Annotated in this window: 15 protein-coding genes; 7 read left to right on the top strand and 8 right to left on the bottom strand. The window is 64.4% G+C overall.

Annotation, left to right across the window (positions count from 1 at the left end; translation table 11 throughout):
* Positions 1-18 precede the first annotated feature (18 nt).
* On the top strand, positions 19-810 hold the full coding sequence (locus HPY44_00075; protein NSW54378.1) for an AAC(3) family N-acetyltransferase: 792 nt from the start codon (positions 19-21) through the stop codon (positions 808-810).
* A gap of 9 nt (positions 811-819) precedes the next feature.
* On the opposite strand, the gene HPY44_00070 is transcribed toward HPY44_00075, so the two are convergent.
* The gene (locus tag HPY44_00070) at positions 820-3657 is read right to left on the bottom strand and encodes a family 20 glycosylhydrolase (protein NSW54377.1); all 2838 of its coding nucleotides are present in this window, start codon (positions 3655-3657) and stop codon (positions 820-822) included.
* Between the two features lie 345 nt (positions 3658-4002).
* Here HPY44_00070 and murA point away from each other — a divergent pair, with 345 nt between their 5' ends.
* The 6 genes from murA (at position 4003) to HPY44_00040 (ending at position 13658) form a co-directional block, all read left to right on the top strand.
* Complete coding sequence (gene murA / locus HPY44_00065; protein NSW54376.1) at positions 4003-5295, top strand: UDP-N-acetylglucosamine 1-carboxyvinyltransferase; 1293 nt, start codon at positions 4003-4005, stop codon at positions 5293-5295.
* Complete coding sequence (locus HPY44_00060) at positions 5283-6302, top strand: rod shape-determining protein (protein NSW54375.1); 1020 nt, start codon at positions 5283-5285, stop codon at positions 6300-6302. Before murA ends, HPY44_00060 begins: the two co-directional genes overlap by 13 nt.
* A gap of 120 nt (positions 6303-6422) precedes the next feature.
* Positions 6423-8768: a hypothetical protein gene (locus HPY44_00055; GenBank protein ID NSW54374.1), complete on the top strand. Its 2346-nt coding sequence runs from the start codon at positions 6423-6425 to the stop codon at positions 8766-8768.
* 483 nt (positions 8769-9251) lie between these two features.
* On the top strand, positions 9252-10067 hold the full coding sequence (gene modA, locus HPY44_00050; protein ID NSW54373.1) for a molybdate ABC transporter substrate-binding protein: 816 nt from the start codon (positions 9252-9254) through the stop codon (positions 10065-10067).
* Positions 10068-10195: 128 nt separating this feature from the next.
* Complete coding sequence (locus tag HPY44_00045) at positions 10196-11218, top strand: zinc-binding dehydrogenase (GenBank protein NSW54372.1); 1023 nt, start codon at positions 10196-10198, stop codon at positions 11216-11218.
* 37 nt (positions 11219-11255) lie between these two features.
* Positions 11256-13658, top strand: coding sequence for a DUF4091 domain-containing protein (locus HPY44_00040; GenBank protein NSW54371.1), 2403 nt, complete (start codon positions 11256-11258; stop codon positions 13656-13658).
* Between the two features lie 114 nt (positions 13659-13772).
* Here HPY44_00040 and HPY44_00035 read toward each other — a convergent pair whose 3' ends face one another.
* From HPY44_00035 to HPY44_00005, 7 genes are all read right to left on the bottom strand, one after another.
* A complete protein-coding gene (locus HPY44_00035) occupies positions 13773-14984 on the bottom strand; it encodes an MFS transporter (protein NSW54370.1) in 1212 nt (403 codons plus the stop codon).
* 4 nt (positions 14985-14988) lie between these two features.
* Positions 14989-15747: a ribonuclease H-like domain-containing protein gene (locus tag HPY44_00030; GenBank protein NSW54369.1), complete on the bottom strand. Its 759-nt coding sequence runs from the start codon at positions 15745-15747 to the stop codon at positions 14989-14991.
* Positions 15748-15777: 30 nt separating this feature from the next.
* Positions 15778-16803 carry an aminotransferase class I/II-fold pyridoxal phosphate-dependent enzyme gene (locus HPY44_00025; GenBank protein ID NSW54368.1) on the bottom strand — a complete coding sequence of 342 codons (1026 nt, stop codon included), beginning with the start codon at positions 16801-16803 and terminating at the stop codon, positions 15778-15780.
* Between the two features lie 100 nt (positions 16804-16903).
* Positions 16904-17569: a hypothetical protein gene (locus HPY44_00020; GenBank protein ID NSW54367.1), complete on the bottom strand. Its 666-nt coding sequence runs from the start codon at positions 17567-17569 to the stop codon at positions 16904-16906.
* A gap of 27 nt (positions 17570-17596) precedes the next feature.
* The gene (locus HPY44_00015) at positions 17597-18040 is read right to left on the bottom strand and encodes a LapA family protein (protein NSW54366.1); all 444 of its coding nucleotides are present in this window, start codon (positions 18038-18040) and stop codon (positions 17597-17599) included.
* A 144-nt stretch (positions 18041-18184) separates the two neighbouring features.
* A complete protein-coding gene (locus HPY44_00010; protein ID NSW54365.1) occupies positions 18185-18775 on the bottom strand; it encodes a DUF981 domain-containing protein in 591 nt (196 codons plus the stop codon).
* Positions 18776-18820: 45 nt separating this feature from the next.
* Complete coding sequence (locus HPY44_00005) at positions 18821-19411, bottom strand: hypothetical protein (GenBank protein ID NSW54364.1); 591 nt, start codon at positions 19409-19411, stop codon at positions 18821-18823.
* Positions 19412-19692 lie beyond the last annotated feature (281 nt).

Raw genomic sequence — 19692 nt, 5'->3', positions numbered from 1 at the left:
CACGCGAGGCGCGTCTCAATGATCCCGGCCCAGCCAGGCCCGCCCACCAGCCTTGAGGAGATCATGCGTGGACTGCGCCAGGCCGGAATCGTGTCCGGCGACATTGTCCTGGTGCACTCTTCCCTTGCCTCGCTGGGGTTCGTGCCCGGCGGCGCTGAGACCGTCATCGACGCGCTGGTGCAGTCCGTATCACCCGGGGGGACCGTACTCTTTCCCACCTTCACCGGAAGCCGCGAACTGAGCCGCGACAACCCGCCCGTGTTCCGTCCCCATGAGACTCCTTGCTGGACCGGGCTGATCCCCGAGACCGCGCGCAGGCGACCCGATGCCGTCCGCAGCCTGGGACCGACCCACTCCGTCTGCGCCATCGGCACCCGCGCGCAGTGGCTGACCACCGGCCACGAGAAATGCGCCACGCCCTGCGGAAGGGAGTCGCCTTTCCACAAGCTGCAGCAAGTCTACGGGAAGGTGCTGTTCATCGGGGTGGACCTGAGCTGCTGCACCCTCTTCCATCATGTGGAGGAACTCGCCGGAGCCCCGTATGTATGCGTGGATGAACCTGTCTGTGCGCGAGTGATTCTCGCCGACGGGACCGAAATCCCCGCACCCCTGCGAATTCACGTCTACGGATTCCCGCGGGATTACACGCGCTTTGAGCCGGAGCTTACCGCCCGCGGCATCCTCAGCTTCGGCAAAGCAGGGCAGGCCGAACTGCGCATCCTCCAGGCCCGACCCTTCTGCGACCTGATGGTCCCCCGGGTGCGGGAAGACCCGTCGGTCTTGCTGGTGGGGCATACGCCTCCAGGGTAGACCGACCATTCACTTGCCGTATACCGACAGCGCCTTGAGCATTACCCGGGCCTCAGTCTCGAGGGCGCGGAACTCCACCCTCGCCACAGTCTTCTCCGGCTCCGGGTTCACCCACTGCACCCCGTACCACGTGCGTCCCGACTCGTCCGTGTGGTAACCCACGGCATGGCATGCGAATGGCAAGGCAACGCCCCGGCAATCGCGCAGATCATAGCCGAAGGCGAGCGGCCGCACCGCCTGCGAGCCGTCCTCATAGCCCACCACAAGCTCGCCCACCGGCAGCCCTGGCCAGCTCCGCTTGTCCCGCAGGCGCTTGTAGAAGGCTTCTTGCTGATCGTCCGGCACATCCGCTGCCACCAGGGCGATGATGCCCGGCGCTGCCCGGCCCACTGCGATCTCCTCGTCTTGTCCAGGCTCCGGCGACAGCGGCGCCGCCAGCACCCGCGTGCCATCCGCCTTCTCGCCCACAACCGGGTTCTCGATAACATCCGCGCACGCCGCGACCGCCGTGACCTTGCCGATCGGCGCGTCCATCGCAAGCCGCGTGAGAGCGCCCATCCGCGCCGCGAAAAACTCGGGCGCCACCGGGACGCCGATCACCGTGGGGTCCGGATAGATGTTCCAGCCATATTCCGCACCCACCAGTTGCGGCAGGAAGGAGTATGAGACCGCTTTCCCCGGTCCCACTGCATTGTCGGTGAGCCACGGCAGCTTGTTCCACACGCCGAACATATTGCCGATGACATCCGGGGCCTGCGCCGGGGTGACGCCCTCCGAATTGGACTGGATCACCTCGAAGCCCAGCTTGCGGAAGGTGTGGTTGGAGACCGGGTCCAGCGTCGTGGACCAGTTGGTGATGATGATCTCCTTCGGCAGTTCGGGGAGCGTGTCCTCCAGGTGGAAGGGAGTGCCGCCACCGTGACGCGGCAGGACCATGTCGCCCCACATCATGGGCCGGATATCGCGCTCCTTCAGGAACGCGCAGAGCATCTCCACCCACTCGCGGAACACTTCGCGCTTGTCCAGGCCCTTGCACAGCGAGCAGCGTTCGGCTTCGGGCTTGTTGTAGGTCTGCCAGCGGATCTCGTCCAGCCCCATGTGGAAATGCCGGGGTTGAAAAACGTCGATGACCTCTTCATAGCAGTCCAGCAGATACGGCTTCGCGTCGGGGTGGCGAGTACAGAGCGTGTTGGTGTCCCCGTCCTCCCGGAGCTGCCTGGCATTGATGACCAGCCAGTTCGCGTGCCCGAGGGAATCCAGAAGCGGGATAGGCTCGATGTCATGGGCCTTGAGGGTGGCCACGATCCGACGCACCGTGTCCTGGTCCCAGGCCGCGGGACCGTCCAGTTCCGGGTGCCTTTGGTACTTCATCCCCTGCCGCACCAGGATCACCACGGCGTTCAGCTTGTGCTCCAGGCAGGTGCGCAGGAGGTACTGCTCCCAGAAATCCGGGTCCACCGGGGCATCATTCGGGTAGCCCCAGCGGTCCGTGGGCAGGGGAATGCTGATGGCGCGCACCGGCAATGATGGCCAGTCGGCCACCCTGCACGCCGGAACCGGGTGCCCGCCCGGGGCCACCGAATTGCAGAGCAACTGCAGGAGCGTAATCGCCCCAAATCGCAAGCCGGGCCGGGCGCTTGCTGCGACAGTGGCGCAGTTCGGGCCAACCCGCAGCGCGTAGGCTTCGGGGCCCTTGTCGGCAGGCACGTCCAACTGTGCGGGGAGTGGATCGGCGTTTTCTTCGGCACTCAGCCAGACCAGCGCGGGATCGCCCGGCGGAGATTTCCTGGGCGCAGGCAGTTCGCAGGGGATGCCCACCCGCTTGGCAAGCTGTCCCGCGAGGTACTCCCGCACCGGCTGGGTCACTTCCTCGGGTCCGGCGGCGTGCAGGAACATCCGCGGCGCTGTTCGGAACGTGGCGCCGCCCTGCTCATATTCGAACCGCTTGGGCGCGGGCAGCAAGGCCTCCGCGGGCTCCGGCGCGGGCTGGGTTGTGGATGCACGGAACTGGAGACCCGTTTCCTGTACGCGCGGCGCTTCGCCTCCCCAGATCATGGTGAGCACCGCTTCGGCCATGCCCGTTTCCGGGGGATAGGGCACCGAGAGGATGCAGTCATCACTTGGCGGCCGGGTAATCTCCTGCCGGGCCCTGCCTGCGCTACCCGACGGCCAGGTGATCTTCAGTTCGACCGCCTGGGGAAGTGCGTCCGTCGGCGTATTCCCGGGATCCCACCGCGCCGTGAGCCACTCTGCCGACCGCGACAGACTCACCTGATCCGGCCCCATCTCCAGGGGGACTTCCACCTGCGGGCCCTCGAGGGCGACCTGGTCCACCGAGATCACGCGGTTCGCGGTGCTGCTGAACAGAATCCGGCGCAGCACTTCCGGCTTATATGGGATACCCTCGCGGTTCCAGAAGGTGCGGATATCCAGGACGAAATGCCGCCATTCCTTGCTGTCCAACGGGACGTTGGCCGAATAGACCAGCCCCTTGCCATCCGGTTGCTCGCCAAGCACCTGCAGCGTGCAACTGCCCCGCTCACCGTCGCCCCTGAGCCAGAAGGTGATGGTGGTCCAGTTGCCGTCTCGCCAGTGGGGCAGGTCGCGCACCATCCCGCTCACCAGGTTCCCGGCGCCCGGAACATCCTGCCACGTGCCCTGGATCGCCTTGCCGTACCGGCCTTCGACGCCTCGGGTGACGATGATCTTCCCACCGCTCCACGGGTTCGCCCACCAGTCCGGGGCATCGTTCTCGAAGTCCCACAAGATCAGCCGCGGGTATTCGGCGGGATAGGAGGCGGACACCGCCAAACAGATCGCCGCGATGATGAGGAGCGCGCGCATCATAGCACCTCCAGCTGACAGGAATGCCCGAGTTTCGCCGGGCTTGCCAGCCGGGGCTTGGTTCCCGACGGACCGCCCTGAGACCTGCATAGGAAGTCGGTGCCGATCGGGACGGTCGGCCTGCGCGACAACCCCGCTGCCATTGAAATCCCCCGGGTTTAGTGCTATGCTGATTGACGGGAGTGAGGGCGGCGGGCCTTCCGGGCATGAAGTCAGGCCCGTTTACCCCCGAATCACCCTCTGCGGCCGTGGAACGCCGCACGGTGGCGACGCCTCGACTCGCGAAGACCGTCTGCGCCACATGCTTCGTGCTTTCTGTTGCACACCGTTCCGTGGGAGTGATCAAGCTTGGACGAAATCGTGGTCACCGGTGGACGTCCTCTGACCGGCAGTGTCCGGGCGAGTGGCTCAAAAAACGGGACCCTGCCTCTCCTTGCGGCCGCCCTGCTGGTCGATGGCGAAACTGTCCTGGACAACATCCCGACGATCAATGATGTCATCATCATGATCGAGATGCTTCGGGCGCTTGGGGCCAAGTGCGAGTTCGTGGACCGGGCCACCCTGAAGATCGACGCAAGCACGGTCAACTCCGTGAGCGCGCCGTACGATCTCGTGCGCCGGATGCGCGGCTCCTTCTATGTCGCTGGCCCGCTCCTGGCCCGGTTTGGCAAGTGCGAGGTTCCGCTTCCGGGCGGCTGTGTCATCGGCTCGCGACCGGTGGACTTCCATATCGCCGGCTTCAAAGCCCTCGGGGCCGAAGTGGATGAGCGCCACGGCGTCATGCGCGCCGAGGCATCACGACTCAAGGGCACCCGGATCTTCATGGACCCTCGCAGCCGCAGCGTGGGAGCCACGGTGAACCTCATGCTCGCGGCTTCCATGGCCGAGGGCACCACCATCATCGAGAACGCCTCCCGCGAGCCCGAAGTGGTCTCCTGCCAGAAGATGTTGCAGGCCTGCGGGTTGGACATCCAGGGCATCGACACCCCCACTGTGACCATCAGGGGCACCCGACGGCTGCACGAGACGTCGGCTCGGGTCATCCCAGACCGGATGGAGGCCGGAACCTTCCTGTACGCGGCGGCTGCGGCAATGGGTGATATCACCGTGGAAGCCGTTGTGCCGAGGGACTTGGAGCTGGTGCTGGACGTCCTGCGCCGCACCGGCGCCGGAGTCACCACCGGCGAAGACTGGATCCGACTGCGTTCGCTCAGCAGGCCTTTGCCGGTAGACATCATGACCGCCCCGTTCCCCGGGTTCCCCACCGACCTGCAGCCAACCCATGGCGCTCTGGCGTCCATCGCGCGGGGCACCACTATCATCGAAGAGACCATTTTCGACGCCCGGTACAATTACACTGACGAACTCGCGCGCATGGGCGCACATATCCGCATCGTGGACAGCGCAGCCATCATCAAGGGCCAGCCCAAGCTCTACGCAGCGCCGGTTGAGGCCACCGATATCCGCGCTGGAGCCGCGCTGGTTGTGGCGGCTCTCGCAGCCGAAGGCCAGACAGAGATCTCCGGCGCCACCTTCCTGGACCGTGGCTACGAAGACCTCGTGGGCAAGCTGCGCGGCCTGGGTGCGGAAATCGTGCGACGCGGCGCGGGAGCCAGCGAGCGTGCGGTATGTTTGGGATAGCCGATCGCCTGGGCATTGACCTGGGCACTGCGAACATCGTGGTTTTCGCCCGCAAGCGCGGGATTGTGATACGCGAACCTTCAGTAGTTGCGGTGGAGCGCCGCAGCCGTCGGGTTCTGGCTGTGGGCGAGGACGCCCGCGAGATGCTGGGCCGCACGCCCGGGAATATCGTGGCCATGCGCCCCCTGCGCGATGGCGTCATCGCCGATTACACCATCACCCGCGACATGCTGGCCCACCTCATCCGCCGCGCCTGTGGCAGACCCGGCCGGTTCTTCAAACCCCTCGTGGTCATCTGCGTCCCCTCGGCCGCCACGAGTGTCGAGAAACGCGCAGCCCTCGACGCCGCCCGTTCAGCGGGTGCGCGCGAGGCCATTCCCATCGAAGAGCCCATGGCCGCCGCCATCGGTGCCGGCTTGCCCATCGCCTCCCCCGGCGGGAACATGGTGGTGGATATCGGCGGCGGAACCACCGATGTCGCTGTCATCTCCCTGGGCGGCATCGTGGTCAGCGACTCCCTGCGCGTCGGCGGCAATCACCTCGACGAAGCCATCATCCGCCACATCAAGCGTGTCTACAGCCTGGACATCGGCGAGCCTACCGCTGAGCGCATCAAGATGACCATCGGATCGGCGTACGATCTCGACGAGGAACTGGACATGGAAGTCCGGGGCCGGGACATCATCACCGGCCTGCCGAAAACCATCGAGATCAGCTCAGTTGAAGTCCGCTCGGCCATCTCCGAGCAGGTGTCCCAGGTGGTCGGCCGGGTGAAGACCATCCTGGAGCAGACGCCTCCCGAACTGGCCGCCGATATCATCGAACGCGGGATCACTCTCACCGGCGGCGGCGCATTGCTGCGCGGCCTGGATCACCTGCTGCACCTCGAAACGGGCATCCCGGTGATGATCGCCGACGATCCCATCAGTTCAGTGGCCATGGGCACCGGCAAGGTGCTGGACGAGTTGGAGAATCTCCCCCTGGGGCCCCGCTCCCTGTTCAACTGACGTCGGAAGAGATGTGGACGCCAGACCATACCCTCCCCCGGAAGGACCTTCCTGCAGCTGCCTCGAACACTCTCGCCACACGCACGGGCCTTTCGGAAGCGGCCCACGGAGGCGAATGGAATGAGACCGTCCTTTGCATGCATGCTTCTCCTTGCCCTCGGTTGCGGCATCTCGGGGTCGGCCGAAGTCATGGGTGTGCCCCGGGTTGCCCTGGTTTACAGCGACTACGGCGACTTTCGGCACCGCGATGACTACGACGGCCGCATGGCCGATCTCGCCTGGCCCATGGACAAGTACGAGAACAGGGATTTCGGCAAGCTCGTGGAACGCCTGGGCGAATACGACATCATCCTGGGCAGCGCCCTGTTCAACTACTCCAACGTTCAGGACTTCTCCCAGTACCGCGAGAAGCTCCTGGCCTTCATGGACCGCGGCGGGGCGATGGTCTGGACAGACGCCAATTACGAGCAGCACGTCAACTGGCTCAAGGGCCTGGGTGATGACTGGGTCGTGACCAGTCACAACCCAGGAAAGGTGGGCATCCCCGTCGGGTACTGGGATGCCGCGCACCCGGTGTTCAGCATCCCGAGCCGCATCCCGGCGCATGGCGGCACGTGGTCTTACATGGAGGCGGGCAATGCCTGGCAGGTAATCTCCAGGGACGAGGAGGACCGTGCCACGGGCCTGTTCCGCACCCACGGCCGCGGGTACATGATGCTCACCTGCTACTGGTCCTACTCCCGGCAGCTATTGGAGAACCTGTGGGGCACGCTGCGATGCCATCGTGCCGGGCTGCTGCCCACACTCCCCGACTTCAGTAGCTTCGGTCTCGGGGAAAATGAGGCCCGGGCATCCGTGCGGAACATCACCGGCGATCCCCTGCCATTCACACTGGAAATCACCGTCAACCCGCCCCAGGGCCAGGCGCGAACTTTCGCGGCCGGCGCCCACATTGCCCCCGGCGCGACCGCAGACGTGACGGTGACCGTGCCCCTGGAACAGCGGGGCGCGCATACCATCGTCGCCGGCCTCAAGGGACCGCGAGGCGAGTTCCTGAGCCTCAAACACAGCGGTCCGGTGATCCCCGACCTGCTCACGGTGGACCTGATCCGTCCCCTGTACCGGCAGTCCATTTACCAGGGCGACCCGCCGCCCGAAATCGAGTATGCCGCCCGGGTGCATCCGTGGAAGGAAGACGTCGCCAATCTCCAGCTTCGCGCCCGGGTGCGGCAGGGCGACCGATCCGTCCTCGCGGTCGACCCCGTGGATGTCGCCGGTCTGTCCGTCTTCCAGCCCTCGCTCAAGATCGGCAAGCCCACCGGGGAACCGGTTACAATTCAGGTGGACCTCACCTCCGCGGGATCGGCCGAGCCGGTGACTTCGAAGACCGTGGAAGTGCCCGTCTTCTCCGAGAAGTCACCCCGGGTCACCATCGACGACAGCCTCGCAACGCGCATCGACGGCGAGCCCTACTTCCCCATTGCCATCTACCATGTGGGTATTGAGCACCTGCCGCGCATCCGCGACCTGGGCTTCAACAGCTTCCAGGGCTGGGGCTCGACCCTCGAGGGCGCCGGCAAGAATCTGGACGCAGCTCAGAAACTCGGTCTGAAAGTGCTCCTGGAAATGTCCACCCTCCTGCGCGGAGACGAGTTCCGGCGAGATGACTTTGTGCGCATGGTGGAGGCTTACCGCGATCATCCGGCGCTGCTTTGCTGGTACACGGTGGACGAGCCCGACGGCGAGACCATGCTGTCTCGTTGCCGAGAGGCACGGGAAATCTGTATGGCGCTCGACCCGTACCACCCGGTCTACCTCGTGATGTGCAATCCCGGCTCCTTTGAACGCTTCGGCACAACCACCGATATCCTCGCGGTGGACCCGTATCCGATCCCGCATTCGGTAACGATGGTTTCTAATTGGATGCGCGTCGCGCAGGATGCCGTCCAGCAACGCCGGCCCATCTGGATCATCCCACAACTGCACAATACCGCGGCCTATCGGGACAAGACCGCCGGGCGTTACCCAACCCCCGAAGAAGAGCGCAATATGGTCTATCAGGGGCTTATCTGGGGCGCGAAGGGCGTTGTCTACTACCCGTGGGACGACTCCGTGACGGGACTCGTGCATGACCCGGTCCTCATGGAGGCCGTCGGGAAGATCAACCGCGAACTGGCCGTCGTCGGTCCGGAGATACTTCTTGCCTCGCGCACGATCACCGCCGCCAATGACGAGCAGAACCCGAACCTGTATGCGGCGGTATTTCACGGCGACAAGCGGACCCTCGTGATTGCCGCCAGTATGGCGAACGAAGCCCAGGCAATCCGTGTGCCCGTGCCCGGTGTGGGAGACGGCCCGATGCAGGTGCTGTTCGAGAATCGCGCTGTGGCCTGCCAGGCCGGCGCGATTCAGGACCAGTTCGGCCCGCTTGAGGTGCATGTCTACGCGACTGCGCTGGCCGAGTAGCCGGGCTCCCTCGCTCTCTGGGGGCCGTTTCAGCTCTGCAGGCATCCGCGCGTCGAGGTAACCGCGGCGTCTCTTTTCGTTGCGGGGTACACCCGCGGAAGGAGATAAGGCACCGCCTCGACCGAACTCCCCTGTTTGCGAGGAACGCGCCCGGCTGCCGGTCGTTGTCCCTTTTTCTTGCGGGCTTTGGACTTATTACGTCACGGGCACTGTATTCCGCTGGAATGTGTTTTCCTGTATACTGCTTCCCAAATCCCATACATAGGGTTACGACTCACGGAAAGGGATGTGAGCTTAGTGACGAAATCCGCGGCGCTGGCACTTCTGCCGGTGTTAGCTCTGCTCATCGTGATCACAGGTTGCCCCGGCCCGAAGACGGCGGATTCATCGCCCCCCCCGGTTTCCTCCGATCTGGCTCCGAAGGCAGCCGGTACCGACAGCTCAAGAGCGCAAGATGCGCCCACCACGGAAGAGGCGGCGGAGGTGCCGACCGACCTTGAGGGCAAGCTTGTGGTTGGCTCCCCCTGTGGACTGGCCATGGCTTATCTGGAAGTGCGCAAGCTCCTCAAGGAAGCCAATCCGAAGCTGGAGTTCGTAGATCACATCAAGAACGTGGAGCCGATGGTCAAGGAGCTCCTGGACGACAAGGCCGACATGGACGTCTTCTTCGCGCTGGGCGACATCGAGATGAAGCGCCTCGAGGAGAAAGGTGTCGTCGAGGGCGAGACCGTGCCCTTCCTGAAACAACGAATGCACCTCACCGTGCAGAAAGGCAACCCGCTGAAGATTGAGAAGCTCGAAGACCTGGCGAAGCCCGAAGTGAAGACAGTCGCAGTCTGCATCGACGGCTTGTCCATCGGCTATTACGGGCGCAAGGCTCTCGAAGCCGTCGGCGTCTGGGAGAAGCTCAAGGAAGCCGGGAAGATCGTACGGCCCGATCAGCCTGCCAAGGCCAAGCAGATGGTTATCGATAAGAAGGTAGACGCCGCTTTCACATACGCGGCCTGCGCCAACGAGGAATGGCAGAAGAATGAATCCGCCAAGGATCTCAGCGTGATCGGAAAGGCTGATACGGTTCTGCTGGTTCCCGAAGAGCTTTACGGCGGGATGCACGCGGTGGCGGCAGTTACGAAGAACGCCAAGAACCCGGAAGCTGCACGTAAGTTCCTGGACTTCCTCCTGTCACCTGCAGCCCAGGACGCCTTCGAGAAGCTAGGCTACGGCAAGGCTGAGACCACCCCCGAGTTCGGCTGCAGCGCGGACAGCGGGGACGAGGACGCGCCCGTCTCCTTTGGGTGAGGCGGCGAATAGCCGAACTCCGGTCGGAGTTCACGCCTGAAGCCTGATCAGATGTCATATTGCGAAGGAAAGCCTCCCTTGCGGGTCGAATGACACACCGACTCCGCCCACAAAGGGAGGCTTTCTGCATGCTCGCAGCAGTGGTTGAAAAGCCCGGCGAACTCATGGTGCGCGAAGTTCCTAAGCCCACCATCGACGAAACGGAATGTCTCGTCGAAATCCTTGCATGCTCCATCTGCAACAGCACGGATCGGAAGATCCTGGACGGCCATTTCCGCTATAAAGGCCCTGACGCCTACCCGGGGATCATAGGCCACGAGAGTGTTGGGCGAGTTGTGGAGTGCGGCAAGGCCGTCCAGACCTTTGAAGAGGGAGACCTCGTACTGCGCCCCGGTGCCTCGTATACGCCGGAAGACAACGTGCCGATCAGTTGCATGTATGGCGGCATGGCTCAGTTCGGCAAGGTGAAGGACCCGGCCCTCGGCGGCTCACCCATGCACCAGATCGTGCCCCCCGAACTGGACCCACTCGACGCCACCATGCTCATCACCCTCAAGGAAACCCTTTCCTGGCTCCAGCGCTGGGACGTCGGCCCAGGCCGAAGCGTGGTGGTGCTGGGGAGCGGCCCGGTGGGCCTGTCCTTCGCATTCTTCGCGCGGCTGCTGGGGTGCCATCCGGTCATCGTGCTGGGCAGACGAGATGCCCCGCTGGCACGGGCCATGAAACTCGGCGTGGATGCCGTCATCAACGCCGAACGTGATGATCCTGCCGGCGTGGTGCGTCACTGGACCGGCGGCAAAGGCGCCGACCGGGTGATCGAGGCCGTCGGCGACGACGCTCTGGCGGAGCTCGGCCTGTCACTCCTCGCGCCCGACGGCAGACTGGGCATCTACGGCATCGCGCCAACGCGGCAACCGGGCGACATGGAGCGGCGAGCCCTGGACATCGGGCTGGGCCGGTCCACGTGGGCAATCGAGTTCTTCGGCCCACGAGAATGGGAACCCCACGAGCACCTGCTGTGGCTGGTTCGCCAGAATATCGTGAACCTGCGCGCCTTCTACACTCACGTGGTGCCCCTCAAGGACGCCGCCAAGGGCTTCGAGTTGCTGGAACGCAAGGAAGCCTTCAAGGTTGTCGTGAGCATGGGCTGATTTCCGCGTCAGAACCCTTCGTCGGAGGCGAACCAGAATGCGTCCGGCACTGATTGCCCTTGCACTGCTGACAGCCGCACTCGGATATGCGCAGCCCGAACGGGGGGCAAATCTCCTGGTGAACCCCGGCTTCGAACAGACGGACGGGGCTAAGGCCTCGGGCTGGGGCATGCCAGGTAAAGGCTACCTCCTCTCCCCCGGACAGGGCCGGGACGGGGGCACGTGCATCACCTGCGTGTCTGACGATCCGGAAGCATATTTCGGCGCCATGCAGGAGGTCGTGCTGGATGAACCCATCAACCACCCCTTCAAGGTGAGCGGCTGGAGTAAGGCCGAGAACGCGAACGGCCGCGATTACTGCCTGTACATGGACTGCTGGTACGACGACGGCACCAACCTGTGGGGCCGGCAGAAGTCCTTCACCCGGGGCACTCATGACTGGGAGTACATCGAGTACGTCTTCCACCCCGAGAAGCCCATCGTCAAGATCCAGTACTTCATTCTCTTCCGCCGCTGCACAGGGCAGGTGTGGTTTGATGACGTCTCCCTGAGTCTCGCGCCTTTCGAGGTCCAGCGCAAGCGCGCGGTCCCCGGCCTGTACGGCGGCAACAGCATCGACTTCTCAGCGTCCCTGTCCCTCCCCGCCAAGTGGAAGGCCGAAGTGCTGCGCGCGGGTCAGCCCGTCTTCGAGTCCGCCGGAGAAGGCCACGCCGCTTGTCTCAACTGGGGCGGGCGCGATGCCTCGGGAACGCTTCTGCCCGGCGGCGAGTACACGGTCCGCCTCACCGCGACTGACGATCTCCTCGGCAAGACCCTCACAGACGAGACACCCGTGCGCACCCCGGACGGTCCTGGCATGGGCTATGTGGCGTGGACTGAAAACGCCCTGGTCCGGGTGCTCAGGCAGGATGCGCCTGAGAAGCCCTCTGCTGACCTCACGTCGTCTATCTCCCTGGCCGGGAATGAGTATGAGAGCTTCCAGGTGTGCCTGCGGGCCGCTCCGGGCCGTGATCTGAAGGACTGCGAAGTGCGCATCTCCGACCTCACCGGTCCCAGGGGCGCGCGCATTGAAGCGAAGAACGTGGAATGGCACCAGGTGGGCTTCGTACACCTTGCCAAGCTCCACGAGCACCCTGCTCTCCCCGATGCCATGCCGGGCTGGTGGCCGGATCCGCTGTTGCCCGTACCGGACTTCGACGTGGCCGGCGGAGTGACCCAGAGCCTGTGGTTCACACTCTACGCGCCGCCGGGGACGCCCGCCGGGAAGTACTCGGGCACGGTCTCAGTCAGCCCCGGCAATGCGCAGGGTTTCGACGTGCAGGTGACGGCCAATGTCTACGGCTTCAGCGTTCCTGATCAGCCCCATATCAAGACCGCTTTCGCGCTGATGGATGGGTTCCTGGAGAAGCTGTACGGCCCGCTGTCACCCGAATTGCGGCGGCAGTACGGAGACTACGTGCTAAGGCACCGCCTCAACCCCGACGACATCTCGCGGACCGACCCGCCGGACCTGGATGACCTGGAGCATTACGACAGCCGGGGCCTCAATGCCTTCAACGTGCTGAACATGGTCAAGCACCGGGGCAAGGCCACCTGGGTCTGCTGGAGCCCGCTGGAGGTCTACACCCCGGCGTTCAAGCAGAGTCTCATCGACCGCCTGGACCCGTATGTGGCGGAACTGAAGCGGCGCGGCCTCGCGGACAAGGCGTACGTGTACACGTTCGACGAGCGCGGCGAGGAATTCTGGCCGGTGATGCGCGAGTATTTCGGGATGATCCGCGAGCGTTACGGCATTCCCACTCTCACCACTGCGTACGTGCCCCAGAAGCCCGAGATCATGCGTGACCTGAACATCGACTGGAACTGCCCGCTCACCGCCGCATACCGCTTCGAGCAGGCCGAAGAGTGCCGCGCCCACGGCCTGCAGGTGTGGGGCTATGTCTGCTGCGGTCCACGGCACCCGTATGCCAACTGGCTCGCGGATGATCCGCTGATCGAGGCTCGGGTGATCTGGTGGCAGGTCTTCCACCAGAAGATGGACGGGATGCTCTACTGGGGGCTGAATATCTGGGGCAGACCGCACAATGATCGGCCTATCGATCCGGAACGCGACGGACCTGACCTCAAGTGGAGCATTACCACGGGAAGGCCAGGGGACGGCTGGACGGAGACGCTGCACGGCGACGGGGAACTGCTCTATGCGGGCAAGGACGGTCCTATCGGCTCCATTCGCCTGGCGGCGATCCGGGACGGCATCGAGGACTATGAATACCTGTACCTGCTGGCGGCGCTGGAGGGGGACCTGGAAGCTGGCCGCGAGGCGTGCCTGCCCGTGACCACGGACCTCACCACGTACACGCGCGACCCTGGGGATGTGCTGGCTCAACGAGAGCAAATCGCTCGCCGCATCGAAGCCCTTATGGGGACGCATCGGGACTGACGGCGTCGTCGCCGGATCGTTGGCCTCTGACCGCGTGGGGTGGGCGTCTCGCCCGCCGCCGTTGTCACGCCGGGGAATGTACGGACACCGATGCCGTCCCCCGGTTCTGTCGCCCTACTTCTCGTGCCCCTCTGTCCCCGTCGCAACGGGGGCCATTTCCGTTTGCTTCGCCCGGTCCGCTGCCAGCAGCCACGCCTGGACCAGGCACGCCGTAATCAGCACCCCCGCCGCAATCGCGAAGGGCGCCCGGAAACTCAACTCCTGCGCGGCGATGCCTCCCAGTAGCGGCCCCAGCAGAACGCCACCGCCCAGCACCGCTTCATGGAACCCGCTGGTCTTCCCGCGACCATGATTACGTCCGTGGAGCGCGTAGAACAGGCTGCTCACGTAAGTGACCCCCGCCGAGACGCCGACCAGCGCGAAGCCCGTCGCGAATACGATGGGCTGCCGGCCGAAAGCTGCCAGGACCATTCCCACCGCCGCCCCGGCCTGCGCGGCAACCATGGGCCAGAGCTTATACTGCCAGCGGTGCTCCCAGGATGTGTACGCGAAGATCAGGATCTGCCCGGCGCCAACAGAGAACAACAGCCAGCCCACCAGCGGATGGCTGAACTGCATCTCGGCGCCGAGAGCCGGAAACATTGCCGAAACGGTGCGGGTGGAGAAAAAGCTCGCGAAATTGCCAACCCAGGCCAGTTTCAGGAACAGCGCAGTGTTCTCGTGCGCCCCGTTGGGCGGCGGAAGGGCCTCAGTGGTGTTGGTTGATGGCCTGGCTGTGAAGGCCACCAGCAGCACAACCAGGAACATGAGCGCCGCGGGGATGTAGAAGGTGGCGCTCCAGTTCCAGTCCCAGATGTATCCCGTGGCCACCGGCCCAAGCATGAGCCCGGCGCACCACAGGATGTTGAACTGCCCGATGTACGTGCTCAACTTCCGGCGGTCCGAACCGGCCAGTTCCGCCAGCCATGCCTGCACCGAGGGCCAGAACATGGACAGCGACAGGCCGGGGACGATCACAAGGAGCAGCACGAAGCGCCAGTCGGGCGCGTGAGGCATGAGACTCCAGGCCGCCGCCGCACCGACGCAACCGATCAGCGCGCAGCGACGCCGCCCGTACCGGTCGGAAATCGTCCCCGAGATCAGGCAGCCCACGGTGTACGCGATAGAGCCTACCGTCGCGAACAGCCCCAGGATGACCGGGACGACCTGCATCACATAGATGCCCAGGTTCTGGGTGGCGAGGCTCACCATCGCGACGTAGAAGTCCACGAGGAACCCGCACCCGATCAGGATAATCGCCGGGGCCACCGGCAGGCTTCTGCGCACTTCCTTACTCCGATCCGCCGGTCTTCAACAGCCGGTCCCAAAGCTCCCGATACGCAAGGTCCATGAGGCTCTCCAGGTTCTCCACGTCCGCCCGGTTGTACGCCACCAGCAGGTCCAGCGCTTCCTGACTGCCCCGCTGGTATTCATGCCACAGGCGCACCGCATCGTCGCCGCTGATGTCGGCGATCTCGTCCCCGCGGCTGATGCCCAGGGAGCGCTCGATGCTCTTCAGGCCGCCATGATGCCCCAGCCGGCCCAGTGCGAAACGCAGGTCAATATGCAACTGGTCGAAAATCGGGCCGAAGCGGCGGCGCAGGAAGGGCAGGTCGAAGGAGCCTCCATTGAAGGTCACCAGCAGACCGTACCGCTGGATATCCTCGGCGAAGGCTTCCATGTTATCCCCGGCAACGTAAGTGTGCGTGGACCGCCCGTCATACACGCCGATGACCGTGACCTTGCTCCAGGCCGACATGCCGTCGGTCTCAATGTCCAGGTATGCCACACGATTGCGGAACTCGGGGAACGCCCGCCATTGGTCCCGGCTGCGCAGCAGGGACGCGAAATACTGGTGATCCCGGGCCTCCAGGCTCGCGCAGGAACTGACGCAGGTGTCGCGCACCAGTGCCCATCGCGCGGCGCTGAAGCCCTTCGGGCAGACCTCGCACGCCACCGCATCCTCCCAGGAGCCGATTCCGGCCTCCCAAAGACGGCGCTCAACCACATAGCCGATGGATGGAACGTGGACGAAGGTGCGTGTCAGCATGGGGCGCCCTCTGCGGAGGGGCAACGCCTCTCAGCCAAGAATATCCCGCAGTGCCGCGCAGACCGTTTCCGTGTCCGCGGCCGAGACGTCGCGATGTGTCACGAAACGAATGCTCGTGGCATTCCGGGCAGACGCCTTGACCGCATACTGCGCCAGACGGTCACAGAGCAAGGGAGCGTCGATGTCCGGACGGCACACGTCGAAGAAGATGATATTGGTCTGAACGCTGTCCAGATCAATACACACACCCGGCAGCGCTGCGAGGGTCTCCGCGATCTTGCGAGCGTTGGCATGGTCCTCGGCGAGACGCGGCACGCCCTGTTCCAGGGCAACGAGACAGGCCGCCGCGATGACCCCGGCCTGGCGCATCCCGCCGCCGACCACCTTGCGCGCGCGTCGCGCCTTGTAGATGAACTCCTCACTGCCCACCACCATGCTGCCAACCGGCGCACCCAGACCTTTGGAGAAACAGAACTGCAGCGAGTCCACGGATGCGGTGAGATCGCGCACGCTCATGTTGAGCGCGGTGGCGGCGTTGAAAATCCTGGCTCCGTCGATGTGCACCGGAATCCCGTGTGCGTGGGCAACTTCGGCAACCGAATCGATCTGCTCCTTCGTGAGCACCGTGCCGCCGCAGTTGTTGTGGGTGTTCTCAAGCTCCACCAGCCCTGCCTGGGCTTTGTGGACTTCATCCTCGGGCACTGCAGCCTCAAGCTCGCAAGGGTCCAGTGCCCCGTACTTCCCGGGCAGCGTGTGAACCAGCAGCCCGCAGATTCGCGCGAGACCGCCCTGTTCGTATACCAGCACGTGGGCCTTCTCATGGCAGATGATCATCTGCCCCGGGACGGTGTGAGCCATCATCGCCACCAGATTGCCCTGGGTGCCGGAGGTGACGAAAAGCCCGGCTTCCTTCCCGGTGATCTCGGCGCAGAGCTCCTCCAGGCGGTTGACCGTCGGGTCCTCGCGAGCCACGTCATCGCCCACAACGGCGTCCATCATTGCCTGGCGCATCTCGGGTGTCGGGAGGGTCTTGGTGTCGCTGCGCAGATCGATCATTGCGGGGCATCTCCCATCTGGCAGAATGGCCGCGGACAGTGGTCCGCGGCCATGACGGTCATTGGACGCTATTGCGCCGGGTGCGCTGAACGTCAGATCTTCAGATCTTCCGGGGCTTGCGCGGAATGCGGGCCAGTAGCCTGGGCAGCACAACGATCAGCTTCACCACAATGAACAGGAGCACATAGGCCAGCAAGATCACATACGACCAGCGAACTGACTTCGATTCCGCAGTGAAGGTCTGCGGCTGATCCGTGACTTTCACGGTCCACTGCGCCTTGTTGCCCTCAAGTTGCGCCGGCGGGCTCGTGGTGGTCACTGTACCGGGCATCCGCACGATGTACGTCATCTCGGCCCGGTCCATGCCCTCGATCTCGATCTCCGTAGCATCGCCGCGGTCAAAGGAGAGGGTCTCTTTCCACGTATGAGTGCTGTAAATGGACAGGGGCGACTGGATAATGCCGGTCCTTGTGGTCTCCACCTCGCCGACATTGCTCATGTCTGCGAACTGCCCGTCGCGCCAGACCAGGACGCGCTTCCCTTCGGCCTCTCGCACGGTGCGCGCCAGGTCAGCGCGGGGCATGGCGTCGCGCAGCAGGCCGGCAACTTCTGGCGCGCGACCGGCTGCGGCGCGGGCATACGTGGCCCGTTCCCCGGAACCGTCCGGGTACAGGTGCGTGACAATGCCTGCCTGCTGGGATGAGGAAAGCAGGAGGTAGGGGATCGCGGCGACGGTGAACAAGCCCAGCGGTCGGCGGTGTCTCAAGGGTATCCCCCACGGCATGACGAGCTTTCAAATCTTCGGCTGGCCGGGCTCTCCACGACGGCGGAAGGTCAGCCACGCTACCCCAAACCCCAGGCCGAATGTAACCAGCAGAACCACGGATTTGGGAACATCCACATGCAGGCCGATGAAATTCAGACGCATTGCCGGCCAGTTCTCGGCAAGCAGCACCAGAACAACGAGCCCGATGAAACCGAGCAGGAAAGTTTTCAGGCTCCAGCCCGTCGGCGACGCTTTCGCGGCGCCTTCGGCAACCGGAGTGGCGATGCGCTCGAAGACGTTGGGCTTGTGCGCAGGCACGACCTCAGGCTTGCGGGCCTCGGCTTCGCCTTCCGCCCCCTTGTCTTCAGCCGGTTTGTCCGGGGGCTTGGCTCGCCCGAACAGCCCGCGCTTTTTCGGGGGATCCGGCGGCGAATCCAGGTCGAGATCAAGATCAAGATCGTCGTCAGACACAGAAACACATCCCCCTGCTCGTGGCAAAGTCCAACTCGGTGGAGCGCACTACACTTGTTCCGCGAGGCGGATTATAGGCGACGCTGTGACGGCAAGTCAAGGAAACCCGCGCCCGCCGTGCTCGGTACCACCCCGGCCAACAGATCACTCCGGCCCTTGGGCACCCCGCATGAGCAGGGGCACCCACTCGCCGAAGGATTCCGCGTGACCCCAGTACGCCATGAACCCGATGAACGCCCAGATCGCCGCCGCACCCAGCATCGCCAGCATCCCAGCGATGCGCACCAGCCGGTGCTCCCTGAACCAGAGCCAGACCGGCAGAGCGCACACCCCACCCATACCCGACAGGATGAACCCGGCACCGGACAGCAGCGGCATCTGGGTCATTTTCAGGTCGATCATCCGCACGCCCAGCAGTACGGCGGCCGCACCGGCCAAGACGCCGTACCCCGCAACCGCGGTCAGGTCCCAACCCAACGCCATGCACAAAGCGGCGCCCAGGTAGACCGCGCCGAAAAGCACGGACATCTCGCCGTACATGGAGCTATACGCGCCCGGCAACAGCCAGTTCACAGTCAGGTGACCGCCGAAGGCCGTGGCTACCAGCCCAACAACCGCGAAGCCCCCGGCCCAGACGCGCTTGTCGGGCGCGTCCAACCCCTTCAGCACGAACCACGCCAGAAGCGCATAGCCCGCGCTCATGTTGACCAGCAGGAGTGTCAGGTAATCGATCAATCCAGTTCCCTCCCGTCGTCCGGCCGGTTTCCAACCTGACTGCAGCTATCCTCCGGGGTTCTGCGTGTTCCGGCACGGGCAGTCGTCGCCCGAGTCCTTCGGCTGGTAGCGTGGGTCCAGAGCGAAACCCACCGCCACATTGAGCTTGCCCACCAGGTTGCCGGTCTGCGGCGCATTGAGCGCCCAGCGCTTGCGTAGTCTCCCCTGGTACACGAACCAGCAGTTAGCCTGGAAAGAATCCACCGGCTCCCACTTCCGTACCTGGTCCCCATCGGGCAACGCAGCCAGGGACGTCTTGGCAAGTTTCGCCGATGCGTACAGACCCTTGCCCCACTCGGTCTCCGACGCGGCCTCGCCCACCAGCACCACGCAGCCCCGGAGTCTCCAATCGGGATGAGCGGCAACCAGCGCGTCGAACTGCTTGATGAACGCTTCCGCCTGGGCATCCGCCTTGTTGAGGAACACCACCACATACGGGGAGCTTCCCTGGAGCTCCGCGAGGGCAATGGTTTTTCCGGCATCCTGCCCGGCCAGGACACGGACAGACAAAAGGGGTGGCGTACTACCCACGGGGAGCGCGGCATAGGCCGTGGCGGCAATCAACAGGAGCACCGGCGATATGAGATATCGACCCATCACATCGACCTCCGATTTTCAACCCCCACGCCTACAGTATACCATATAGCCGAATTATATAGACGTGCCTCGACATACAAGAGCAAGATCAGATAGCGAAAATGCCCGCGGAGGCCGTAACGGGCCATCTGCGGGCATCGTTGATATCCCTTTCTGGTGCCGGAGGAGGGACTCGAACCCTCACGCCCTTACGGACCTGGGATTTTAAGTTGAGCCGGAATCCCCGGTTAGCACCCGAATCGCCATCAGCCCCATTGCAACCGCTGTACGGGGGATTCTAC

The organism is Armatimonadota bacterium (assembly GCA_013314775.1).
Classification (GTDB): domain Bacteria; phylum Armatimonadota; class Zipacnadia; order Zipacnadales; family JABUFB01; genus JABUFB01.
The sequence above is the reverse complement of the archived record's forward strand: the minus strand, read 5'-3'. Positions and strand labels throughout refer to the sequence as shown.

What these genes read in the sequence shown, in the direction of transcription:
- HPY44_00075 (NSW54378.1), top strand. Translation starts at nt 19, where the DNA reads ATGATCCCGGCCCAGCCAGGCCCGCCCACCAGCCTTGAGGAGATCATG.
- HPY44_00070 (NSW54377.1), bottom strand. Translation starts at nt 3,657, where the DNA reads ATGATGCGCGCGCTCCTCATCATCGCGGCGATCTGTTTGGCGGTGTCC.
- HPY44_00060 (NSW54375.1), top strand. Translation starts at nt 5,283, where the DNA reads ATGTTTGGGATAGCCGATCGCCTGGGCATTGACCTGGGCACTGCGAAC.
- HPY44_00055 (NSW54374.1), top strand. Translation starts at nt 6,423, where the DNA reads ATGAGACCGTCCTTTGCATGCATGCTTCTCCTTGCCCTCGGTTGCGGC.
- HPY44_00045 (NSW54372.1), top strand. Translation starts at nt 10,196, where the DNA reads ATGCTCGCAGCAGTGGTTGAAAAGCCCGGCGAACTCATGGTGCGCGAA.
- HPY44_00040 (NSW54371.1), top strand. Translation starts at nt 11,256, where the DNA reads ATGCGTCCGGCACTGATTGCCCTTGCACTGCTGACAGCCGCACTCGGA.
- HPY44_00030 (NSW54369.1), bottom strand. Translation starts at nt 15,747, where the DNA reads ATGCTGACACGCACCTTCGTCCACGTTCCATCCATCGGCTATGTGGTT.
- HPY44_00025 (NSW54368.1), bottom strand. Translation starts at nt 16,803, where the DNA reads ATGATCGATCTGCGCAGCGACACCAAGACCCTCCCGACACCCGAGATG.
- HPY44_00005 (NSW54364.1), bottom strand. Translation starts at nt 19,411, where the DNA reads ATGGGTCGATATCTCATATCGCCGGTGCTCCTGTTGATTGCCGCCACG.